The 22,129-nt window shown below is 57.9% G+C and carries 20 protein-coding genes and 1 pseudogene; 13 read left to right on the top strand and 8 right to left on the bottom strand.

Going from position 1 to position 22,129, the window contains the following annotated elements; translation table 11 throughout:
• Positions 1–128: 128 nt before the first annotated feature.
• Positions 129–623: pseudogene (locus HY298_16010) on the top strand (UbiD family decarboxylase).
• A gap of 77 nt (positions 624–700) precedes the next feature.
• Here the strand turns inward: HY298_16010 and HY298_16005 are convergent.
• Positions 701–985 carry a hypothetical protein gene (locus HY298_16005; GenBank protein ID MBI3851759.1) on the bottom strand — a complete coding sequence of 95 codons (285 nt, stop codon included), beginning with the start codon at positions 983–985 and terminating at the stop codon, positions 701–703.
• Positions 986–1,008: 23 nt separating this feature from the next.
• Positions 1,009–1,824 (bottom strand): hypothetical protein, encoded by an 816-nt coding sequence (locus tag HY298_16000; GenBank protein ID MBI3851758.1) that lies wholly within the window; start codon positions 1,822–1,824, stop codon positions 1,009–1,011.
• A gap of 298 nt (positions 1,825–2,122) precedes the next feature.
• Here HY298_16000 and HY298_15995 point away from each other — a divergent pair, with 298 nt between their 5' ends.
• Together HY298_15995 and HY298_15990 are read left to right on the top strand one after the other, a co-directional pair.
• Complete coding sequence (locus HY298_15995) at positions 2,123–3,802, top strand: arylsulfatase (protein ID MBI3851757.1); 1,680 nt, start codon at positions 2,123–2,125, stop codon at positions 3,800–3,802.
• A 137-nt stretch (positions 3,803–3,939) separates the two neighbouring features.
• A complete protein-coding gene (locus HY298_15990; protein ID MBI3851756.1) occupies positions 3,940–4,236 on the top strand; it encodes a hypothetical protein in 297 nt (98 codons plus the stop codon).
• A gap of 187 nt (positions 4,237–4,423) precedes the next feature.
• On the opposite strand, the gene HY298_15985 is transcribed toward HY298_15990, so the two are convergent.
• From HY298_15985 to HY298_15965, 5 genes are all read right to left on the bottom strand, one after another.
• The gene (locus HY298_15985) at positions 4,424–4,654 is read right to left on the bottom strand and encodes a type II toxin-antitoxin system HicA family toxin (protein ID MBI3851755.1); all 231 of its coding nucleotides are present in this window, start codon (positions 4,652–4,654) and stop codon (positions 4,424–4,426) included.
• Between the two features lie 3 nt (positions 4,655–4,657).
• Positions 4,658–4,876, bottom strand: a complete 219-nt coding sequence (locus HY298_15980; GenBank protein ID MBI3851754.1) for a type II toxin-antitoxin system HicB family antitoxin — start codon at positions 4,874–4,876, stop codon at positions 4,658–4,660.
• Between the two features lie 160 nt (positions 4,877–5,036).
• Positions 5,037–5,966: an SMP-30/gluconolactonase/LRE family protein gene (locus HY298_15975; protein ID MBI3851753.1), complete on the bottom strand. Its 930-nt coding sequence runs from the start codon at positions 5,964–5,966 to the stop codon at positions 5,037–5,039.
• Positions 5,967–6,181: 215 nt separating this feature from the next.
• The gene (locus HY298_15970) at positions 6,182–7,141 is read right to left on the bottom strand and encodes a 6-bladed beta-propeller (protein ID MBI3851752.1); all 960 of its coding nucleotides are present in this window, start codon (positions 7,139–7,141) and stop codon (positions 6,182–6,184) included.
• Between the two features lie 144 nt (positions 7,142–7,285).
• Positions 7,286–7,744, bottom strand: coding sequence for a hypothetical protein (locus HY298_15965; protein MBI3851751.1), 459 nt, complete (start codon positions 7,742–7,744; stop codon positions 7,286–7,288).
• A 213-nt stretch (positions 7,745–7,957) separates the two neighbouring features.
• Here HY298_15965 and HY298_15960 point away from each other — a divergent pair, with 213 nt between their 5' ends.
• The 7 genes from HY298_15960 to HY298_15930 all read left to right on the top strand — a co-directional run bounded on the left by HY298_15960 (position 7,958) and on the right by HY298_15930 (position 16,587).
• A complete protein-coding gene (locus HY298_15960; protein ID MBI3851750.1) occupies positions 7,958–9,238 on the top strand; it encodes a twin-arginine translocation signal domain-containing protein in 1,281 nt (426 codons plus the stop codon).
• Positions 9,239–9,411: 173 nt separating this feature from the next.
• A complete protein-coding gene (locus tag HY298_15955) occupies positions 9,412–10,197 on the top strand; it encodes a DUF1080 domain-containing protein (GenBank protein ID MBI3851749.1) in 786 nt (261 codons plus the stop codon).
• Between the two features lie 383 nt (positions 10,198–10,580).
• Positions 10,581–11,936 carry a Gfo/Idh/MocA family oxidoreductase gene (locus tag HY298_15950; protein MBI3851748.1) on the top strand — a complete coding sequence of 452 codons (1,356 nt, stop codon included), beginning with the start codon at positions 10,581–10,583 and terminating at the stop codon, positions 11,934–11,936.
• A gap of 131 nt (positions 11,937–12,067) precedes the next feature.
• Complete coding sequence (locus HY298_15945; protein ID MBI3851747.1) at positions 12,068–13,468, top strand: PQQ-binding-like beta-propeller repeat protein; 1,401 nt, start codon at positions 12,068–12,070, stop codon at positions 13,466–13,468.
• A 297-nt stretch (positions 13,469–13,765) separates the two neighbouring features.
• The gene (locus HY298_15940; GenBank protein MBI3851746.1) at positions 13,766–14,785 is read left to right on the top strand and encodes an aldolase catalytic domain-containing protein; all 1,020 of its coding nucleotides are present in this window, start codon (positions 13,766–13,768) and stop codon (positions 14,783–14,785) included.
• Between the two features lie 300 nt (positions 14,786–15,085).
• A complete protein-coding gene (locus HY298_15935) occupies positions 15,086–15,781 on the top strand; it encodes a VIT1/CCC1 transporter family protein (GenBank protein ID MBI3851745.1) in 696 nt (231 codons plus the stop codon).
• Positions 15,782–16,314: 533 nt separating this feature from the next.
• Entirely contained in the window at positions 16,315–16,587 is a 273-nt protein-coding gene (locus HY298_15930) for a hypothetical protein (GenBank protein MBI3851744.1), read from the top strand.
• 7 nt (positions 16,588–16,594) lie between these two features.
• Here the strand turns inward: HY298_15930 and HY298_15925 are convergent, their stop codons facing one another.
• Positions 16,595–18,145 (bottom strand): glycerophosphodiester phosphodiesterase family protein, encoded by a 1,551-nt coding sequence (locus tag HY298_15925; protein MBI3851743.1) that lies wholly within the window; start codon positions 18,143–18,145, stop codon positions 16,595–16,597.
• Positions 18,146–18,585: 440 nt separating this feature from the next.
• Here HY298_15925 and HY298_15920 point away from each other — a divergent pair, with 440 nt between their 5' ends.
• The 3 genes from HY298_15920 to HY298_15910 all read left to right on the top strand — a co-directional run bounded on the left by HY298_15920 (position 18,586) and on the right by HY298_15910 (position 22,106).
• Entirely contained in the window at positions 18,586–19,659 is a 1,074-nt protein-coding gene (locus HY298_15920; protein MBI3851742.1) for a formylglycine-generating enzyme family protein, read from the top strand.
• Between the two features lie 142 nt (positions 19,660–19,801).
• On the top strand, positions 19,802–20,590 hold the full coding sequence (locus HY298_15915; GenBank protein ID MBI3851741.1) for a PIG-L family deacetylase: 789 nt from the start codon (positions 19,802–19,804) through the stop codon (positions 20,588–20,590).
• 250 nt (positions 20,591–20,840) lie between these two features.
• Entirely contained in the window at positions 20,841–22,106 is a 1,266-nt protein-coding gene (locus HY298_15910) for a neutral/alkaline non-lysosomal ceramidase N-terminal domain-containing protein (GenBank protein ID MBI3851740.1), read from the top strand.
• The last annotated feature ends 23 nt before the right edge of the window (positions 22,107–22,129 follow it).

Here is a 22,129-nt window from a genome sequence, read left to right as displayed (position 1 = left end):
CGTGGAAGAAGTCAACGCGCCAGTGAGACCGGGGAGGGCACCTTCGGAAACGGGGTGAAAAGTTCGGAATCGCTGAGCAAGAAATGGCCGAGGAAGCGAATGATGGTTACGCCGCAAGCCATATCGCCGGTATCCCGCTGATGGAAGACTTCTACATCGGCGGCGCGTCCGTGAAACTCTTCCTGCCCATCTTCAAGATGAACTTCCCCGAGATCGTGGACCTCGCGCTGCCGGCCGAAGGCGTCTTCCACAACCTCGTCTTCGTGAGCATCCGCAAGACCTACCCGATGCAAGCCTACAAAATCATGCACGGCCTCTGGGGCATGGGGCAGATGATGTTCACCAAATACATCGTGGTGGTGGACGACGACGTGAATGTTCACAATACAAGTGAAGTGCTGTTTCGGCTGTGTGCGAACACCGACCCCCAGCGCGATTCAATTTTCACAAGAGGGCCAGCCGATGTTTTGGACCATGCAACTTCTGAAATCGCAATTGGAACAAAGCTGGGAATTGACGCCACGCGCAAGCTCGCCGGTGAAGGTTTCAAACGCCACTGGCCGCCGTTAATAAAAATGGATGAAGCCACCCGAAAGAAAATAGATGCGCTATTCGGCAAATAGAAATGGGGAGCACGCCCGCCCCGGGCGTTGGTTTCGACGCCCTCGTCGAAACCCTCCTCGCGCGACGCCCGATTCGGTCAGCGGGGCGCTGACCGATGCACCCGGGGCGGGCGCGCTCCCCACTGCGCCAACACCAACCCGCAACGCGACAGCATCTTCACCAAAGGCCCGTCCGACGTGCTCGACCACGCCACCAGCGAAATCGCCAGCGGCAGCAAACTCGGCATTGACGCGACGAAAAAACTCCCCGGCGAAGGCTTCAAACGCCCCTGGCCGCCGCTGATCAGAATGGATGCTGCGGTGAAAGCGAAGATGAAGAACTCATCCCGGAACTGAAACATCTGGACCAGTATGTGTTGCATATGCAACATATACTTGTCCCAAGCTATAGAATGTTGAACGTGCGCAGTTGCCGGCCGGCGTCTCGGAGCACTTCCACCCGCCGCCGCCACGCCTGTTGCCCCAGATAATCCGACGGCAGAATCCGGCCCGGCAGCAGCGGATCGTCCGTCACCGCCTCCAGCCACGCCTCGCGCTCCGCCGCCGCCCAGCGCAACAACGCCTTCGCCGCCGCATCGTTCCGCAGCGCGCCGCCCGGACGCTCCTTCAGCACTTTCAGATGCCAGGCATAGCGGCGGTTGATGCGTTCAAAGTCCCACGCGCCCGCGACGATTTCCGCGTCCGATTCTCCGGCGCATGGTCGTGCCTCCAGCAATATGAGCGATTCCACATTGATCTTCCCGCCACCGAGAATCTGGCGATCTTCCTCCAGTGGATTTGGCGTAATCCACACGCTGTTTTGCAGATAGCCGAAGCCTTTGTCGCGCAGGTAGCGTCGCAACCGTTCGCGCTGGGCGTTTTGTCCCGTGGGCACGTCAAAGAGCACCAGCCGCCACTGCCCATCCCAGGGCCGCGCCCATTGCGTCTCCGGATCGCGCCCGCCCAGGACGTGCAATCGCCCCTGTGCCGTGAGCCGGTAAAGCCGGTCGTCTGGAGCAGAGGCATCGCGTTCCAGGAATTGCTGCTGCTCCAGTCGGGAGACTTGCTTGAGCAGCCCGTTGCGATAGGCCCAGGTTTCGTAGGAGTCGGTCAGGTTGCGAAAAGTGGGACGCGCCAGCACTTCGGCCGACCAAAGCAGGAAGTTCAGAAATTCTTCGGTCTTGGAATTCACGAGGCGAGCATGGACAAGTGTATGTTGCATATGCAACATAAATTTGTCCTTCCTCACGCGCTATGCAACGTGCGCGGTTGCCCGGCGGGCGTCCAGCAGCAGCTCCACCCGCCGGCCCGGCACCCCCTAAAACCTTCGGGGGGTGGTCACCGCCTCCAACCCGCGATCAAATGGTTTGGATTCAAATCGTCCCGAGCTCTTTCGCCAAATGTTTCTTGCCTTCGCGTTCCATCCGAATAAGTCGGCGCTGGTGATGAAACTGCTCGACGGACGCTCGTTGATTGTGAGAAGAGTTTGGCTAACACTTTCGTCGGAAACCAAAAAAGCTATGAGCCGCCGATTCACCGCCATTCTCACTGTGGCGCTGCTCGCCTTCAGCACCTCGGCGCGAGCCGTCACCGAAACTGCGCAGCGACCCAACATCCTGCTCATCCTGGCCGACGACCTCGGTTACTCGGACCTCGGCTGTTACGGTGGCGAAATCCATACGCCCAATCTCGACGCGCTGGCGAAACGCGGCCTGCGCTTCACGCAATTTGACAACACGGCGCGTTGCTGGCCATCGCGCGCGGCGTTGTTGACCGGCTATTACGCTCAACAGGTTCACCGCGACGCGCTGCCCGGTCTGGGCGGCGGTGGCGCCGGCGTGCGGCAAAGTTGGGCGCGCTTGCTGCCGGATTTTCTCCGGCCACTGGGTTACCGCACGTATCATTCCGGCAAGTGGCACCTCGACGGCAAAGCATTGGAGAATGGCTTCGACCACTCCTACCGATTGGACGACCAGGACCGTCACTTTTCACCGCGCGTTCACTTTGAGGATGACATGAAGCTGCCGCCCGTCGAACCCGGCACCAGTTTCTATTCGACCATCGCGATTGCCGATCACGCGATCAAGTGCCTCAAGGAACACGCCGCGAAATTTCCCGACCGGCCTTTTTTTCATTACCTCGCGTTCACCGTCCCGCACTTTCCGATCCAGGCGCGGCCGGAAGACATCGCCAAATATCGCAATACCTACCGCAACGGTTGGGATGCGTTGCGCCGAAGTCGTTGGGAACGCATGAAGAAGTTGGGGATATTAAACGCCAAGTTGTCGCCGCTGGAACCAGACACCGTGCCCAAATGGAACTTGTCCGAGGCTGCCCTTCTGCAGCGCGTCGGCCCCGGTGAAGTGGCCCACGCCGTGCAGTGGAAGGAACTGTCGCCCGAGCAGCAGCGGTTTCAGGCCGCCAAGATGGCGGTGCACGCCGCGATGGTTGATCGCATGGATCACGAGATTGGCCGCGTGCTCGATCAAATTCGCGCGATGAAGGCGTTCGACAACACCATCATTCTCTTCCTGTCCGACAACGGCGCGAGCGCCGAACAAATTATTCGCGGTGACGGCCACGATCCAGCCGCGCCCGTCGGTTCGGCGAAATCATTTCTGGGGATTGGTCCGGGTTGGTCCACGGCGGCGAACACGCCGCTGCGACTTCACAAGTCATGGGTGCATGAGGGCGGCATCTCGACGCCGTTGATTGTGCATTGGTCCGCCGGAATCGCGGCGCACGGTGAACTGCGGATGAATCCCGGCCACCTCGTCGATCTCGCTCCGACACTCCTGGAACTCGCGGGCGGCAGGAAACCCGACACCTGGAACGGCCAACCGATTCCACCGGCGCCGGGCCGCAGCCTCGTTCCCGTCTTCCGCAAAGACGGCACGGTGGCACATGAATATTTGTGGTGGCTGCATGAAGGCAACCGCGCCATCCGGATGGGCGATTGGAAGCTCGTCTCGAAAGGGACGGACGGACCGTGGGAACTCTACAATCTGGCGCGCGACCGCAGCGAAACAATGAACCTTGCCGCCAAGATGCCGGAAAAGGTTCGGGAACTGGAGCAGGCGTGGCAGCAATACCTTCAGGAATTCAGCGCCCTGGCCGCTCAAGACCTCTCGCCGAAGAAAGAAAAGAAAGAAGCCAGAAAGCCGTTCGAGAGCAGCAGTCCGCCGGTTGAAAAGCCGTGAAGTCCGATTGGGGATTGACCATCGCGATTCACGGTCCTAAGTTGCCTCGTGCCGCAAGGACAGGATCGAACTGATTTTACTTGTTGCCGCTCAATACTGTCCATTGCGGAAATAACATTTTTTCCATAGATCAATAAATGTCGGCGAACATTATGGATGAACTTGCGGGCCATGTTAGCAAGCGTGTGATTGGAGAAGCGATCATTGTCTGGATGATATGTTTTATTTTGGCGATGGGGGGGCAAGATGGTGGCTTTGTTCTTGGATATTACCTCGTCGCCTCGTTTCTGTTTTGGAGTTGCAGCTTAATTTATTTTCGCAGCCGTCGCTACTATTGGCCCAGTGACCTTTGGGTGTTTCGACTCGGCCCGTTTATTTTATTCGTTCTCGGAATCGTAGGCGAGACTTTAGCCGAAATGCTTGGATACAGATGACACTTAACTAACCGTCCGGCGAACAGTCGTCCCTCTGTGCAGTCTGACGGCTACTGGAAATTGGCGTTCTCAACGCCGCTACGAGAAGGATTCCCCAAAGGAGATTTTCGCTTCGCGAATCGTGGTCTACTTTCAAATCAGAGTACCGCCGACTTTCGAGAAATTACTTTGGTGAAGCCTCACATCGTCAGAATTTTCCGAAGTAGAATTCGTCGCGGGTGATGCCGAGGTCTTCGATTATGTCGGCAATGATTCCGCGTGGTACGTCGCCGGGATGCCACGAGAAGGTGATGAGGCGGTCGGGCCGAAACGGATTGGAGTAGTGTCGGTGGCTGCCGGTGTTGCGCAAGTGCGCACAACCGATTTCAAGGAGTCGGCGTTCCAACTTGCGGCAGTTGAATGTGGGGAACTTGCCCACGGATCAGGCGGCAAGAATAAACTTGTCGCGGAAAGCGGGCGGGATGGGGCGACCCGTTTCAAGCAACACTTCGAGGTGAGCCTTGGCGGCTTGCTGGAAACGCAAGGTAGCTTCGCCACGGTCGCGTCCGTGCGCGTGGCAACCGGGGAGCAGCGAGGACTTGGCAATCCACACACCGTCTTCTTCCCGCCGGAGCTGCACTTTCGAGAGTGGAACGATCATAGTAACGACACAATATCGTAGTCTGCGTTTGACGTAAAGGAGGATGATTGATGTCTGACACGATCGCGATGTAGCCGCCGACGTGAGGAGGCGGATTCATTATCCAATCGCAGTCCTGTGTCCGCCTCGTTACCTCGGCGGCTACATCGTGAAAGGGCTGCTATCGCAGGCGGGCGAAGGCCAGACCCGGACGATCTACTCGAAACTGCACCAGGCGGCGGTGATCGACTTCCGTGACGTACACCGTGCGGCCGTCCGGGCCGCCAAAGCAAAGGTTGCTCGGCTTCGAACCCAGCACGTCCACTTCCTGCAACGCCTTTCCGTCCGGCGAGAGTTTAACGACCGTGCCCTTGCCGTGGCGCGTGATGTAAAGATTGCCGTCCACATCGCAACGCATCCCATCGAAGCCGTGATCGTCGAATTTCTTCAGCAGCCGTTTGTGGGTGAGCGATCCGTCTGATTCGATGGTGAACGCCCAGACGTTGCGCTGGACACTCTCGTTGACATAAAGAATTTTCCCATCCGGGCTGACCTCGATGCCATTGCTGGTGCCCAGGTTCGTCGCCACCAAACTGAGCTTGCCAGTGTGACTTGCGAGCCAGATTTGGCCAGTGCTTTCCTTCCAATTCGGATCGCTGGCGTAAATGTTCCCAGACGGCGCGAGCGCCAGGTCATTCGGCTGGTTCATCCGGTCGTCATGCGCCAGCACCGAAACAGCCCGCGATCTGGGATCGATGCGCAAAATATTGTGCCCCACGTAATCGGCGACAAACAGTGTCCCGTCGCGGCCAATGACGATGCCGTTGCCCGTGCTCTTGCCGGGCAACTCCACGAAGACTTCCGCATTCCCGTCGGGCGAAACCTTACCGATGGTCTGTTCCCTAGCAAAATTGACGGCGTAGATATTTCCCTGGGCGTCACAAGCCGGCCCCTCGATTCCGGCGGTAAAAGAATTCTCTTCGGTCAGCGGTCGGGCCACAAACAAAGTTTCTTCAGCGGCTCGGATATTTCCATTGGGGCAACAGCCGAGGGCAAACAACGCGGCCACGGTCATCAGCGATTTCCAGCGAAAGCTCAAGACCGTCTCCATGCACCTGGTAGTAGCGGACGTGAGTCCGCTCCAACTTTTCCGAATGGATGTTTGAGCCGACTCATGTCGGCTGCTACGGTTCAGAGGTTCAACGCGCAAAATTATTTTTCGGATAAGCGTCACCCCAGCCGACTCTCCATCCGATGGGGAGAGGTTGGCCGAAGGCCGGGTGAGGGGGTGGACATTCATTTTCAGATCTGTAAGCGCGTGTGGGATTACTTCACACGCGCGAATTTGTGGAGGTGACCAAATTTGCTCCACTCCGACACAATGAGATTGCCGCCTTTGTCCATCGTGGCGCCGTGCGGCGAATCGCAGATGCCGTCCTTCCACTGGTCCTGCGGCAAGGCGAAGTTGGCGCGTTGCTTCTCATCCGGATTGTCGCCGACTTGCGCAACGATGTTTCCGGCCTTGTCCAAAACGGTGACCCGCCCCTGCAACTCTGGAAACACTGCATAATCACCCCGGAACTGCACGGCGGCGGGCATCCGCAAATCTTTCTGGATGACTTTCACGAAATTGCCGTCGAGGTCCCAATATTCCACGCGATTATTGTTGCGGTTGCAAACCAGCAAGAGCGGCTTGCCCGTCCGCGTGTCCAGCCCTATGCCGTGACAGGTCTTGAATTTCCCATCCGCCTCGCCCGGCCCGCCGAAGGCCTTCACGAACTTGCGGTCCTTGTCGTACTTGAGCACGTAGTTCGATCCGTAGCCATCGGCGATGAATATCGAACCATCGGGCGCGACGGTCACGGCGCACGGATTGAAGCCTTTCTCGTCCTTGTAGATGCCGGCCTCCGGTGGATAATGGATCGACCACATCTGCTCGCCGTCGAGCTTGAGCTTCACCACTTCATGATCGGCGTGGCGCGCGGCATAGATGTATTCCACACCTTTCTCCTCGCGTATTTCCAACCCGTGAATACGCGTCGGACCGACGGTGCGCAAAAACTTGCCCTGCGATGAAAAAACGACAATGCCACGCGGAGTGTCGGTGGTGACGTAAATGTTGCCCGCCTTGTCAATCACCACGCCGCCGTGGCAAGGGCCAAGCGACTGGCCATCGGGATTTTGCTCGAAGAAATTTGGCGCGATTGAATATTTCAGGTCTTTGGCAAACGTCGTGATTGATGCGAGGGCAATGATGCCTGCGAGGGTTTGTGCAATACGGTTCATGGGCTTCTCGTGTTATTTGGTTGTGATTTTCAAGTGTGTTGGAATGGTAGAAGTAGAAGTCACATTTTGCAATCGAAGAAACGACCGGAGACTTTGCGGTCAACGACGGCCGCATTAAGCCCCACCTCGAAGCTGAAGAAGAGATCATTTCCAAAACTGCCACCACCGCTTCTTGCGCGGGTTCTTCCACTCGTCATAGCGCCGGCTGATCACGGGCGCGATCTTGTCGAAGTTCTCCCAAGTGTCGGCCACATGCCAGAAGCTGGGCAGTCCCCGCACCAACACCCGTTTGTAATCCGCGAAATAGTCGCCGCGCTTTCCGGTGTCGTCCGCGTAATACTGCTGCGCAAACGCATTTCCTTCCACGTTCAAGTCTTTCTCGGCGAACCTGCCGTGGCACATCGCCTCGAAGAATTGCCGCCCGGTCAACTCCCGCCGCCGCAACCTAGCCAGAAGCTCCGCGGAGTGTTGCTGGTGAAAGCCATTCTCCAAGCCGTTCAGAACAGCCCACGCGAGAAACATGCCGATGTGCGTCGCTGCGTGTCCTTGCGGAAGCGGTTCGGCCTCGCTGCTGTAATCGTGATCGGCGCGGTCGTATGACATGAGTGTGAACAAGAAGCTATCACGTCGGCTCGCCCCGTGGAATAGCAAGAATGGCTGACGGACTTTCCCCGCGATTATTCCACAGGGCAAAGTCGGGCAAGGCGAACGATTAGAAACGCCTTGAGTGTCTCGGCTGAGCCGGAATAATCTCGCGCCCATGACTACGGACGAAAACCAATCCTCCGTTAACCGTCCACGATCAACGTCAACCCAATGAGAACTCGACGCGATTTTCTCAAACAGATGGCCGCAGGCGTGATCGCAGCGCCTTTGATTGTCCCGGCGCTCCCAGCGCTCGCCTCTGAACCGCGCCGCAAACGCATGGCCATCGTCACGACGGAATGGCGCTTCCTCTCCCATGCCTGGCACATGGGCGAACGCTTTCTCGTCGGTTATCCCAGCGGCGGCGCGTGGCATCGTCCACCGCTCAATGTCGTCTCGGGCTACGTGGATCAATTTCCCGAAGGTGACCTGAGCCGCCAACGCGCCAAGGAGTTTGGTTTCACAATTTACCCGACGATTGCCGAGGCGTTGCGTTGCGGCGGAAAACAACTAGCCGTGGACGCCGTGCTCATCATCGGCGAGCACGGCAATTATCCCAAGAGTGAGTGGGGACAAACCAAGTATCCGCGCTACGAATTCTTCAAACAAGTCACCGACGTCTTTCGCCAGGACGGCCGCACCACTCCGGTGTTCAACGACAAACATCTCTCCTGGAAATGGGAGTGGGCAGCGGAAATGGTCGAGTTGTCGCGGCAGATGAAGTTCCCCTTCCTGGCCGGCTCCTCGCTGCCGGTCACCTGGCGCATGCCGTCCATCGAGATGCCTTACGGCGCGAGCTTGCAGGAAGTTTTATGTGTGGCGATTGGCGGCGTGGACAGCTACGACTTCCACGCGTTGGAAGTGATCCAATGCATGGCGGAACGACGTCGCGGTGGAGAAACTGGAGTCGTCGCGCTTCAGGCCTTGCGCGGCGAACCGGTCTGGCAAGCGATGGAAGCCGGCTCGTGGTCGGCCGGCGGGTGGGATCCGAAACTCTTCGAAGCCTGTCTTTCGCGGAGTCAAACTCTCACCCAGCCGCCCACTTACAGCGACCGTTATCCCACACCGGCGCAGGTCCGCGAGTTCGTGAAAGAGCCGATCGCTTACCGGTTTGAATACGCGGATGGTCTGAAAGCCACGATGCTGTTGATGAACGGCTTGGTGAACGACTTCAACTTTGCCGCGCGCATCAAAGGGGAAGCGACCCCGCTCTCCACCCTGTTTTATCTGCCGCCGACCCCGAACGTGACTTATTCCGCCCGCCTCATGTCGCAAGCCGAGCGCATGTTCGTGACCGGCAAAGCACCTTACCCCATCGAGCGAACGCTCTTGACCACCGGACTTGTGGCTGCGGGGATGCAATCTCTCGCCGAAGGGCAAAGGAGGATTGAAACGCCGCACCTCGCCGTGCACTACCGCGCGCCCCGCGAATCAAACTTTTTGAGAAGCTGACCGAAGCGGCGTGGAAAGATGGCTGCTTGACAGCCATCCGGCCCGGAATAACCTCGCCGACATGCGCATGGACGAAAAGCAAATCACCTTCGACCAAGAAGTGTCATGGGCAATTTCGTCCAAGCTTTCAAAAACATTGGCTTAGACTTCGTTGATCAAGTTCTGAAACATTTATGAAAATCCATCCACTGTTCGCTCTTCTCGCATTGTCTGCCGTCGCCGCTTTGGCGGAGGACAAACCTTCGCCCATCGGCTACGACGACACACCCTACATCCCTGGCACCCAATGGCGCGTGCACGACATCAAGCGCCCGGCACCAAAAGTAGTCGCACCCGGCCAGACGGCTGCGGAGGCGCCGGCAGACGCGGTGGTTTTGTTCGATGGAAAATCGAATGCAAACTTTGCCAGCAAAAACGGCGCGCCGTGCACCTGGAAAGTGGCAAACGGCGAGCTGGTGGTTCAGGGCGGAGACATCTGGACGAAAGAATCCTTTGGTTCCTGCCAGCTTCATCTTGAGTGGCTCTCGCAGCCCGAGACCAAGGGTAATTCGCAGAAAAAGGGGAACAGCGGCATCTTTTTCATGGACCGCTATGAAGCTCAAATCCTCGATTGCTACAACAACCCAACCTACGCTGACGGCACCGCCGGCGCGGTTTACGGTCAGACTCCCCCGCTCGTCAACGCCGTGCGTCCGCCAGGCCAGTGGCAGGTTTATGATGTGATCTTCACCGCCGCGAAGGTGAACCAGGACGGCACGGTGACGGAGCCGGCCTACGTGACGACGATCATCAATGGCATCTGCGTCCAAAACCACACGAAGATCATGGGGCCGACAGTCCATAAGCAAACGACGAGCTATAAAGGCAAATTCCCGGAGAAGGCGCCGATCCGTCTGCAAGATCACGGAAATGATCCGCCGCTGCGCTTTCGGAACATCTGGATTCGATCTCTGCCATGAGGCGTAACGATGCAGTTGAACACGCCCCTCACCCTGGCCCTCTCCCCATCCGATGGGGAGAGGGTGAAACTCCGGCGACGTTGCGGTACATCACGGAACGGTGCGTGTCGCCCATACGCGCGAAAACCTTTCCACTCCCCGTCCGACGGGGAAAGGGCGAGGTTGAGGGGTTCGTCGGTCTTCATCGTTGCGGCTGAGGCAACGACAACTCTGCTGTCCGTTCAAAGACAATTCAGCGAAGTTGCCGTTGAGATCGCAGTAAACCTTGATCTGAATCAACGCTGCGTTTTGCGCCAATCGTGAGACTCGCTCGCGACCGATTTGAACGAGCATATCAAATCACACCATGTTTGTTCAACCCGCTTGACCCGCACGGAGTGCTTATGAAGAACAAAGATAACAGACAAAAAATCTCCCGCCGTCAATTCATGGGCGGCACGACGATGGCGGCTGCGGCGTTCACGATAGTTCCGGGTCATGTGCTCGGACTCGGCGGCGCCACGTCGCCGAACGAGAAGCTGAACATCGCCGGCATCGGCGTTGGCGGGCAGGGCGGCCACGACCTTGGCCAGATGACGAGCGAAAACATCGTCGCGCTTTGCGACGTGGACTGGGCACGGGCGGCGGGAACTTTCCGCAAGTTCCCCGACGCAAAAAAATACAAGGACTTCCGCAAGATGCTCGAAGAGCAGAAGAACATCGACGCCGTCGTCGTCGCCACGCCGGACCACGTCCATGCGGTGGCTTCGATCGCAGCGATCAAACTGGGCAAACATGTCTATTGCGAAAAGCCGCTGACGCACGCGGTCTTCGAGGCGCGCAAAGTGGCGGAAGCCGCGCGCGCCCACAAGGTCGCCACGCAAATGGGCAACCAAGGCCAGGCTTCCGAGGAAACCCGCCGGCTCTGCGAATTTGTCTGGGACGGAGCGATCGGTCCGGTTCGTGAAGCGCACGTCTGGACCGATCGGCCGGCGAACGGATTGTTCAATGAATATTGGCCGCAAGGCGTCGGACGTCCCCAAGACGAGCCGCCCGTGCCTTCCACGCTGGACTGGGACCTCTGGCTGGGACCGGCGCCGGCACGGCCTTATCATCCGGCCTACCTGCCGTTCAAGTGGCGGGGTTGGTGGGATTTTGGGACCGGCGCGCTCGGCGACATCGGCTGCCACGCGCTGGATCCAGTTTTCCGCGCTTTGAAACTCGGCGCGCCGATGAGCGTAGAGGCGGCATCAACGCGCGTGAACAAGGAAACTTATCCGGTGGGATCAATGGTGACGCAACATTTTCCCGTGCGGGGCGAACTGCCGCCCGTGAAACTCGTTTGGTACGACGGCGGTTTGCGTCCGCCACGACCGGAAGGTTTGCCCGAGGGTGATTTGATGGGAGACAATGGCCGGCTGCTCGTCGGCGACAAGGGGTTTATCCTCGGCAATCGGCTTTATCCTGAATCAAGGCGCAAGGAATACCCGGAACCGCCCAAGACCATCCCGCGCTCCATCGGCCACTATCAGGAATGGATCGCGGCGTGCAAAGGCGGCAAACCGGGCGGATCGAATTTCGACTGGGCCGGACCGCTGGCCGAAGCGGTGCTGCTGGGCAACGTGGCGTTGCGAGTCCAGTTGCGCGAGAAGTTGACCCGCACAAGACTGCTCTGGAACGCGCCGAGTCTGAAGATCACGAATCTGCCGGAGGCCAACGAGTTTCTGCAGCGTCCGTATCGCGAAGGCTGGACACTGTAACCGCAAGCAAGATGTTCATGGTTCTTCGATGTTTCCAAAGTAACCCGCGAGCCCGGCCAAAGAGTCTTTGAAATCGCCGCGTGGATTTGATTTCCTCAAGCCCGTTCATGCGCCTCTTCCTATTTTCAAACTTGCTTCTGGCAACACTCCCCTTCGCGCTCATCCTACGCGGTGGTGATCGTGGAGAGGACTGCTGGCCGCAATTTCGCGGACCGGGCGGTTCGGGCGTGAGCCGATCGGGTGATTTCCCCGTCCACTTCGGACCCAACTCAAACGTCCTTTGGAAAGTTATTCTGCCTGCCGGCCATTCTTCCCCCTGCATCTGGCGCGACAGAATTTTCCTGACGGGCGCGGACAATGGTAAACTGGAAACGCTTTGCATCGATCGTGCTGACGGGAAGATTCTTTGGCGCCGGGCAATCGAGCCGGAAAAAATTGACCGCGGTTCGCAGAACAGCAGCCCGGCGGCTTCCACTCCCGCGACGGATGGAGCGCGAGTGTACGTTTATTTCGGTTCTTTCGGGTTGATCGCTTACGATATCGCCGGGCAAGAGCAGTGGCGCAAACCGTTGCCCATCCCCATCACGCAGCATGGCGCCAGCACTTCCCCGGTCGTGGCGGGAGACCGCCTCTTGTTGGCCAGCGATCAGGACGTGGGTTCGTATTTGCTTGCGGCGGACTGTCGCACGGGAAAGACGCTTTGGAAAGCGGAGCGTCCGGGATTTCGGCGCGGCTTCTCGACGCCACTGCTCTATCCCGGCGACCGCCCCGAGCTGGCCATCGTTGCCGGCACTCTGCGACTGGTCGCCTACGATCTGAAAAGCGGCACCGAACGCTGGAGCGTGAGCGGCTTGCCGAATGAGATGGTGGCGTCGCCGGTGGCGGGCGACGGATTGATCTTCGTGGCCGGCTGGACCTTCGGCGCGGGCGTGCCCCGGCTGCCTGCGTTCGATGCGTTGCTGGAACAAGGCGACCAAGACAAGGACGGAAAACTCTCTCGCGCGGAAGCTCCACCCGGGCCAGCCCAGCAACAGTTTCTTTACCTCGACGCTGATAAGGACGGTTTCATCACGCGCCAGGAATATGAATCGCTCGCCAAAATCTTCGCTCAATCCCAGAACGCGTTGCTGGCCGTCCGTCCGGGCGGGAGGGGAGACGTTACAGCAACACACGTGGCGTGGAAGCAGACGCGCGGATTGCCTTACGTGCCTTCGCCGCTTTGCTACGACGGGCGCATTTACCTGGTGAAAAACGGCGGACTGGCGTCCTGCTTCGACGCGCGGACAGGAAAAATGTTTTATCAGGAGGAGCGTCTGGGCGCACTTGGGGACTATTACTCATCACCTGTGGCGGCGGGTGGAAAAATCTGTGTGGCCTCGCAGCCGGGCGTGGTGGTGGTGTTCCAAGCCGGTGACGCGCTGCAGGTGCTCGCCCGCAACGCTCTCGACGAACCGATCATGGCCACGCCGGCCATTATCGGGCACCAGCTTTATGTGCGGACACAAGGTCACCTTTACGCATTTGGAAAATGAACCTGGCGACGTTTGCTGGAGGGAAAGTCCATCCTTCAGGCGGATGTAGGCGAAACTACCAACCGCCTTTGCATGAACCGGAGCGCCTGCTACCAACTTTTGCTTCAGGTGAAGCAAAAGTTTGCACTGCCCGGTTCATGGTTCGGATGTGCGATTTTGAAATCGTGGCCGCTACCCAGGAGCACTCGATGGGCGATACGTCCATTTTTTGTTCGTCAAGACGCGTGGGTTTGAATTAACAATATCCGCCGCTGTTGCTGCACCGGGCTGGCCGGAAATTGTAACCGCGATTGCACCATGAATGATAAAATCAAAAAAGCGGTGAAAACGAAAGACAGCGCCGCCGGGCGATGGATTTCCTACCGCCCCGAAATCAAAGTCCTGGACTGCACGATCCGCGACGGCGGTCTGATGAACAACCACCATTTCGACGACCAGATCGTGAAGGCCGTTTACCGCGCCTGCGTCGATGGCGGCGTGGATTACATGGAGCTTGGTTACAAGGCATCGCGCAAAGGCATCAAGGTCGGCGAGCATGGTTGTTGGAAGTATTGTCTGGAAGAAGACATCCGGCGAATTGTCGGCGATAACAAAACCGATTTGAAACTCACCGTCATGGCTGACGCCGAGCGGTGCGATTACCACGAAGACATCCCGCCCAAGAAGGAGAGCGTCATCGACATGATCCGGGTGGCGACTTACATCAACCAGATTCCCACCGCGCTGGACATGGTCAAGGACGCGCACGACAAGGGTTATGAAACCACCGTCAACCTCATGGCCGTTTCCACGGTGCCGGAGCGAGAACTGAACGAGGGTCTGGAATTGCTCGCCGGTTCGGAGGCCAAGGCCATTTATGTGGTGGACAGTTTCGGCGCGCTTTACAGCGAGAAGGTTCATTACCTCGTCAAGAAATACGAGCATTACTGCAAGGCGTCCGGCAAAGAGGTCGGCGTGCACATGCACAACAATCTGCAACTGGCCTACGCCAATACCATCGAAGGCATCATCATGGGCGCGAACTTCCTCGACGCGACGATGGCCGGGTTGGGGCGCGGCGCCGGCAATTGCCAGATGGAGCTGCTCATCGCGTTCCTCCACAATCCGAAGTACAATCTCCGGCCCATCCTCGATTGTGTGCAGAACACCATCGAACCCCTGCGCGCAAAATTGCTGTGGGGCTACGATCTGCCGTACCTGCTCACGGGTGTGCTGAACCAGCACCCGCGCACCGCCATCAAGTTCAAAGAAGCCGAGATCAAGGGACAAAAGGGCGACATCCTGGAGTTTTACGATTCGGTCACCGAAGAAGAATGAGCGCGGTTAGGGCGAATACCATGAACGATTTCCGAGAAGGAAGAAAGTTCAGCTCCTTTCCAAACCGTCGAATACGCGCGGAGCGTTTGGAGTGCGGCGACTTGTCGCCGCTGTTGCACGGGGCGAGTGGGGAGAACACACCCGCTTTGCAGTCGGCGCTATTCCAAAGCGGCGACCAGTCGCCGCACTCCAAACGCTGACGCGACCAACTGCATTCCCTTCGATTGAAGTGCAAAAGGCGGGTGCGAACCTCGAACTTTGAACTTGCCGAAGGCCACGGCGCGCGACTCTCATACTTCAATGCCACTTACACCACACATTGAACAGCATTTCACCGCCGGCAAAGCCGTACGCGACGTTGTGATTGGAATGTCCGACGGTTTGACGGTGCCGTTTGCTTTGGCGGCGGGTCTGACCGGCGCCATTGCCTCCACGCGCATCATCGTCACCGCCGGATTTGCGGAAATTGCCGCGGGTTCGATTGCAATGGGATTGGGCGGTTATCTGGCCGCCCGGAGCGATGCCGATCACTACGCCAGCGAGCGCACCCGTGAAGAAGTGGAAATTGTGACGGTTCCAGAAATTGAGGCGAAGGAGGTGCGGGAGATATTTGAGAGCTACGGGCTGACTCCGGAGGAGAGCGCTTCCGTAGTCGAAGGATTGCGTCGGCGTCCGCAAGCCTGGGTTGATTTCATGATGCGGTTTGAGTTGGGGTTGGAAAAACCGCAACCGGGACGCGCGCTCAAGAGCGCGGTGACGATTGCAGGGGCGTACGTTGTGGGTGGGTTGATTCCGTTGAGTTCATACCTTGTGTTCCCAAGCACACATCGCGCCTTGATCGTTTCCGTGGCAGTGACATTGGTCGCGCTCGTGGTCTTTGGCGCCGTCAAGGGCCGGTTTACCGGCGTGTCGATGGCTCGCAGCGGATTGCAAACTGCGTTGATTGGCGGACTGGCAGCAGCCGCGGCGTTCGGCATCGCGCGTTGGATTGGTTGAGAATGTTCTATCAGGACGAGTTTTTGCTTTATGGGTCAGTAATAAGATTTTGACCAAGCACAAAAGTTATGAAATCCTTCGCATGGATGTACCACGTCATTTCATTGAGAGAAAAGCTAATCCCGTTAGCGGAATGACACCCATGGCGCTTGTAAGACCATTGCCGCGAGGATCCAAATGGGCGTTAGTCTTTGGATTAGTTGTCTTCTTCACGGGCTTAGTTGTGGCGGGTTTGACGTCGTCGCCTTGGCCATTGGTAGCGTCAGTTGTGGGTATCGTAGTATTCGTTGAGTCACGTGGGGTTCGATGCCCTCAGTGCAGGAGACGCTTGGTTGAACGTAGAGTCCCTGTAGGTGAAGGACCAGCATACCAAATGTTTTGGGAGTGCCCGCATTGCGTCAAACTTTGGGATGGTGAACTCATAATTGACCCGACAAGAGACTGACGTTGCCTGTGGCTTCCTATGAGTGCCCAAGAACGCCCAGGCGGGCAAGTACGGTAATATTTCAAGCGAAGTATTCACTCTACTCAACATGAAAGACCTTACCGACCCTCGTTGGATCAAGCTCAAGGGCGTTCTGTTTCTGATCATCGGATTTGCTTCGGCGTCGCTACTGATCGTCGAGCAGCCGACGTTGAAAACCGCGGTCCTGCTGTTGCTGGCGGTTTGGAGTTTTTGCCGCTTCTACTACTTCGCCTTTTACGTCATCGAACACTACGTCGATCCCGGCTATCGCTTCTCAGGGCTGTGGTCGTTCGTGCGTTATCTCATATCCAAACGGAGGCACAGCCGAACGCAGGACTGAACCAGCATCACGGCAAAATCGCTTTGGCGGCGCGTAACTCGATGGCGCGCATCACGCGCATCGGATGATCGGTTTGAATCAAGTCGATGCCCCAATCCATTGCTTGCAGGTAATCGGCAATCGTCTCATGCGCGCCCAAGGCGTCGGAGAAAACCAAAATGCCGTTCGCGTGGCAGCGGTCGATCACTTCCTTCGAGAGAATTTTCCACGAGGCATCAACGGCGTAAGGTTTCAAATTGGCGGCGAGTCCGTCGATCTGCTCCGGCGAGCCGAGCGGCGGCAGCGCACGAATGCGCGGATTGATGGCCTTCAGCTTCAGCAGATATTGCGGGCTTTGATAAACCACCGTCCGTTCGCTCATGTGATGACGTTCGACGGCCTCGGCCAACACTTCGGGCGGAATTGCCTTGGCGTCAAAATAGTAATCAATCTTGCCTTCAGTTGCGGTCAGGAATTCTTCCAGCGTCGGCAAACCGAGCTTGGCGAATGGCCGCCCAAACTTGACGCCAGCGCTTAACGATGCCACCACACTCGACGGCGTGTTGGCAATCGGGCCGGTGCCGTCGGTCTTGCCATCCAACGTGCCATCGTGCAGCAGATAAAACTTTCCGTCGCTGGTCGTCCGCACGTCGAACTCGATAAAGTCCACGCCAAGACGAATCGCTTTGGCGAAGGCGGGCAAGGTATTTTCCGGCGCGTAACGGTTGGCACCGCGATGGAGTGAAATGCGCACTGGCCGCTTCGGCACGCGGCGCCACAAATCGCGCGCGATGATCTCCTCCGGCAAATCGGTTTGAATCCAATCAACGTGCGCCGCCAGGGCCTTGTCCCAGAACTCCGGCGTGTCCCATTGGCCGAGATTCTTGGTCTGTACCTTTATTTTTTTGTCGTGAAACGCCTTGGTGATTGCGGGCGTGATTTCGTTCGCGTCAATTTCGACGGCATCCGGCTGAAGTTTGTCCACCCAGGTCGTGGTGCCCTCGGCGGGATGCCACTTGGGCATGATCGCCACTTTGCCTTTGGAGGCTTTGCGGACGCGCTGCAACTTGTCCGGTTTGTCAAAGACGATGACCTGCTGCTCCATGCCGGCCTGAAGAATTTCATTCGCCAGTTGTTCGGGATTCACGTCCTTGCAATCGAGATAGAGATTGAGTTTGCCTTTGGCCAGTTCGAGACATTGCTTGAACGAAAGGAGCGGCGTGCCGGCGTAACGTTTGGCGAAGCCTGAACCCGCGTCCAAGGCCAGCACTTCATCGAGCGTATGGTCTTTCACCAACCCAGTGCCGTTGGAAACACGATCCAGTTTCGAATCATGACAAAGAACGTGCTGACCATCCTTGGTCAACCGCACATCGACTTCAGCCCACTCGAACAAGTCCTCGATGCAACGTTGCAATGCGGGGCGCGTGTTCTCCGGCGCCTGCTCCGCCTCACCGCGATGAACCATCACTTGAAAAGGCCGCGGCGGATTGAGCGGTTCAAAAAACTTGAAATCGGCGGCCAGGCTTGTGCTCGTAAGCAGCGCCAAAAAATAAACTGGGAATGATTTTGCTTTCATGGTCGTCCTACATTGATTGCTTTGAAGGTTTCAAGCAAGCTAACCGAGTTCCCGGCAAGACTGCAATCCCGCTCTTGGTGGAAATTCCCGATTTGGCGCGTCTCGACACTGCCCGCGATTGCAACCAGGATGGAACGCGGCGTTTACGCCGCTTCACCGTTCGGAAGCCCACAGGCCAATCGTTTCTTCCATGCCATTCGAACACTGAAGCGGCCTGAAGGCCGCGCGCCGGGGACAGTGCCCCGTGCGCCATTCCAGACTTGGTCGGGAGGGTTTCGGCAACGGAACATGACTTTGAATTTGCCTTGCTCTTATTCGCCTTTGGGACTAAAGAGTAAACACCACTAACTCCTGAGCCACTGGCCAAGGTTCAGCCGACGACATCTGTGCATAGATTCCGGCTCGGGCCTGGCTGAAGAAAACCATCAAGTCTTGAAATTATGAAGCAGCGATCCTCGAAACTCGTTCCATTCCTTTCCGTGTTATGCCTGGCTGCGTGGGCGGTAGCGCCACGGGCCGGCGCTCAGACCCCGCCGCGTCTTGAGCTGACCTACTCGGCGGGGCAGCCGATGCTGAGCCTCACCGGAACGGTTGGGACCGTCTATTCCATTCAGTACGCCACGAACCTGTCCGCAGCGAGCTTTTGGACTGACCGGACGCTGCTCCAAGTGCAGGCGGGTGACAGCAATGTTTGGACTGATCCGTCGGCCTCTTCTACGGGTCAGCGGTTTTACCGTGCCGTATCGGTTGCTGCACCGGCCGACACCAACCTGGTGTTCATCCAGCCGGGGACGTTCACGATGGGCAGCCCGACGAACGAGGCTGAGCGGGGCTCAGACGAGGTCCAGCACATCGTGACGATTAGCCAGGGGTTTTGGATGGGGAAGTATGAGGTGACCCAAGGGGATTATCTCGCAGTGGTGGGAAGCAATCCGAGTTATTTCACGTCCGCCAACGGATATTCCGATGACCTGACTCGCCCGGTGGAGAAAGTGAGTTGGAATGATGCGAGCAACTATTGCGCGCTGCGGACGCAGCAGGAGCAGGCAGGGGGGCAGATTCCCACGAATTATGTGTATCGGCTGCCGACGGAATCGGAGTGGGAGTATGCGGCCCGGGCGGGGACGACGACGGCGTTTTATTTGGGGAGCGGTTTGTACTCAGGACAGGCAAACTTCGATGGCCAATACGAATACGATGCCGTGCTGGGCACGATCTCTAATCCGAGCGGAATCTTCCTTGGGATAACGACCCCGGTCGGGAGCTATGCCGCGAACGGGTGGGGATTGTATGACATGATCGGGAACGTGGAGGAGTGGTGTCAGGACTGGTATGGGGCTTATCCCGCCGGGACCGCCATTGACCCGCAGGGGCCTGCTACGGGCTCGCTCCGCGGGATTCGCGGCGGCGACTGGGCCACCCGCGCCAGGTTCTGCCGGTCAGCGGGCCGCGACCCGGGCGCCGGGTTCCTCAACTTCCGCGGTTTCCGGGTTGTGCTGGCCCCAGGTCAGTGAGCGGGAACGGTCGGGCGGAGGCGCGCGATTGTCGACTGACCGACGTGGGCCGTCGCTTGATGAACAAGCTGCTCGCTTAGTTCCAACTCGGATGATTCAATGAGGTAACAAACGAAGCTCTTTCGGACAAACATCAATAATTATGATTACTCGACTGACTTCTCTGCTGGGCGTTTTCCTTTTATCCACCTTTAGCATCGCCGCCGACCTCGCGACCGTTCGCGGCAAAACGGTGATGGTCGTTCAAGCGCATCCCGATGACGCGGAATCCCGCTGCGCTGGCACCGTGGCGTTGTTGAAACGGAACGGGAACAAAATCATCTACATCATCTGCACCAACGACGACAAAGGCACATACGACAAGAAGGCCACGCTCAAAAATCACGCCGCCGTTCGCAAGAAGGAAGAAGAGGACGCGGTCAAAGTTTTGCAGGTGGATGTGTTGGAATGGCTCGGTTATGAGGACGGCTGGCTCGACATGGTGCCGAAGGACAAGCTCCGCGGCGACATCGTCCGCATGATTCGCAAGCATCGCCCCGATATCGTGCTGGCGTTTGACCCGCGCAACGCGGACGAGCACATGGACCATCGCGCCTCGGCCTTCGCCACGATGGACGCCGTGACCTGTGCGCCCTTCCCGCTTTATTATCCGGAGCATTTACAAAAGGAAAAACTCGAACCGCGCGAAGTCAGCGAGGTTTATTACTACGACACCCCCACCCCGAATACGTGGATCGACATCAGCAGCACCATCGACACGAAAATTGACGCGCTCGCAAAACATGTGAGCCAGAAGGGAAGTGACCGCGACGCGATTGCGCGCGGGATGAAGGCCAAGGCCGAGCGCGATGGCGAGGGCCACGGCATCAAGTACGCCGAAGCGTTGCGCAACCCGGAGATCTATGTTGGTGTCACGCCGGCGAAGAAATAATTTCGGCGACGCTTTCCCAACACCAGAACGAAGCGTGGAGAAGATTCAACCAGCGTTCAGGATCAAATAGCGAGATGCGAGTCAACCCCTTAACCTACTCCAGCCATAAAACTGCGACCTACCAACCCACCCCTGCCCCTCCCAGGAGGGGAACAATCCACTTATGCGCCGCTCCCCTTCTGGGAGGGGCCAGGGGTGGGTTCAGGGGCTCGTTTCGCCAACTCGTCTTCGGCAAATTAGAAAACTCCAGATGAAACCACTTCTTCTGGCTCTCGCTATTTTTCCTGTCGTGGTTTCCGCGGCCACATTCAAGTCGGGGTTTGCCCGCACGGATATTACGCCGCCTGTCGGCTACCCGATGGGCGGGTATTCGAACCGCAAAGGCGGTTCGACGGGCATTCACGATCCGCTCTTTGCCACGGTCGCCGTGCTCAAGTCGGACAAGGAAAGCCTGGCGATGGTCACACTTGATCTGCGGTCCTTTCCCTCGCAGCGAGTGGTTGAGCGCGTGCGAAACGAACTCGGCATCGCGCACGTCATGCTGTGCAGCAGCCACAACCATTCCGGCCCGCTGACGTGGGAAGACAAGTCCTGGCCGGCGCCGGACAAATCGTGGTTTGCGGAAACGGAGAACAAGATCGTTGCCGCCATTGCCAAGGCGAACCGTTCGCTGTTCGACGCGCGACTCCAAACCGCGGCCGGCGAAGTTTATCTCGGACACAACCGCCGTCTGGTGGGCGCAGACGGAAAAGTCACGATGTTATGGCGCAATGAAGAACGGCAGCCGACATCGCCGGTTGATCCAGCAGTGAAAGTCATTCGCGTATCGGATGGCTCCCGGAAAACGCGTGCGGTGTTCGTCAACTACGCCTGTCACGGCGTCAATCTGGGTCCGGACAACCTCCAAATCTGCGCCGACTGGCCGGGTTACATGCGAAACGAAATCGAAACGGCGCTTGGCAACAGAAGCTATTGTCTGTTTTTGCAAGGCGGCGCGGGCGACATCAATCCGTTCCTCGACAAGCAACCCATCGACAAAGGCGGATTCCAAGCCGCGCAAGATTCCGGCCATCTCATCGCCGCTGAAGTTTTACGGGTGATGAAGGAAATGCCCAAGACCGGTTCGAAAAAGGTGGAATTGCGCATTCGCGAAGACCTCCTGAAAATTCCGAATCGTTGGGAGCCGGACAAGATCATTCCCGTCGGCTTGATCACCGCGTTGATCGGCGACGACATTGCCATCTCCGGCTGGCCGGGTGAACCGTTCGTGAATTTTCAAATCGCGTTGGCCGATCAATCGCCGGTGCCAACCACGATGCTCGTGGGCTATTGCTTTTCTGCCGGTGGCGTCTGGGCTGGCTACTTCCCGACGATTCAAGCCGCCGTCGAAGGCGGCTATGGTGCCGGCTACAACACCACAGTTGCGGTCGGCACTGGCGAGGGGTTGTTGCGCCTCTCACTGCGTCGCATTCACGAACTGCGCGGCAATCTGAAGCCGATTCCGACGGAGGATTAATATCCCGCCTCGGCCAGTCGTTT

This window comes from Verrucomicrobiota bacterium (assembly GCA_016200005.1).
In the GTDB taxonomy this organism is placed as follows: domain Bacteria; phylum Verrucomicrobiota; class Verrucomicrobiia; order Limisphaerales; family PALSA-1396; genus PALSA-1396.
This window is presented reverse-complemented; position numbering and strand designations above follow the sequence as displayed.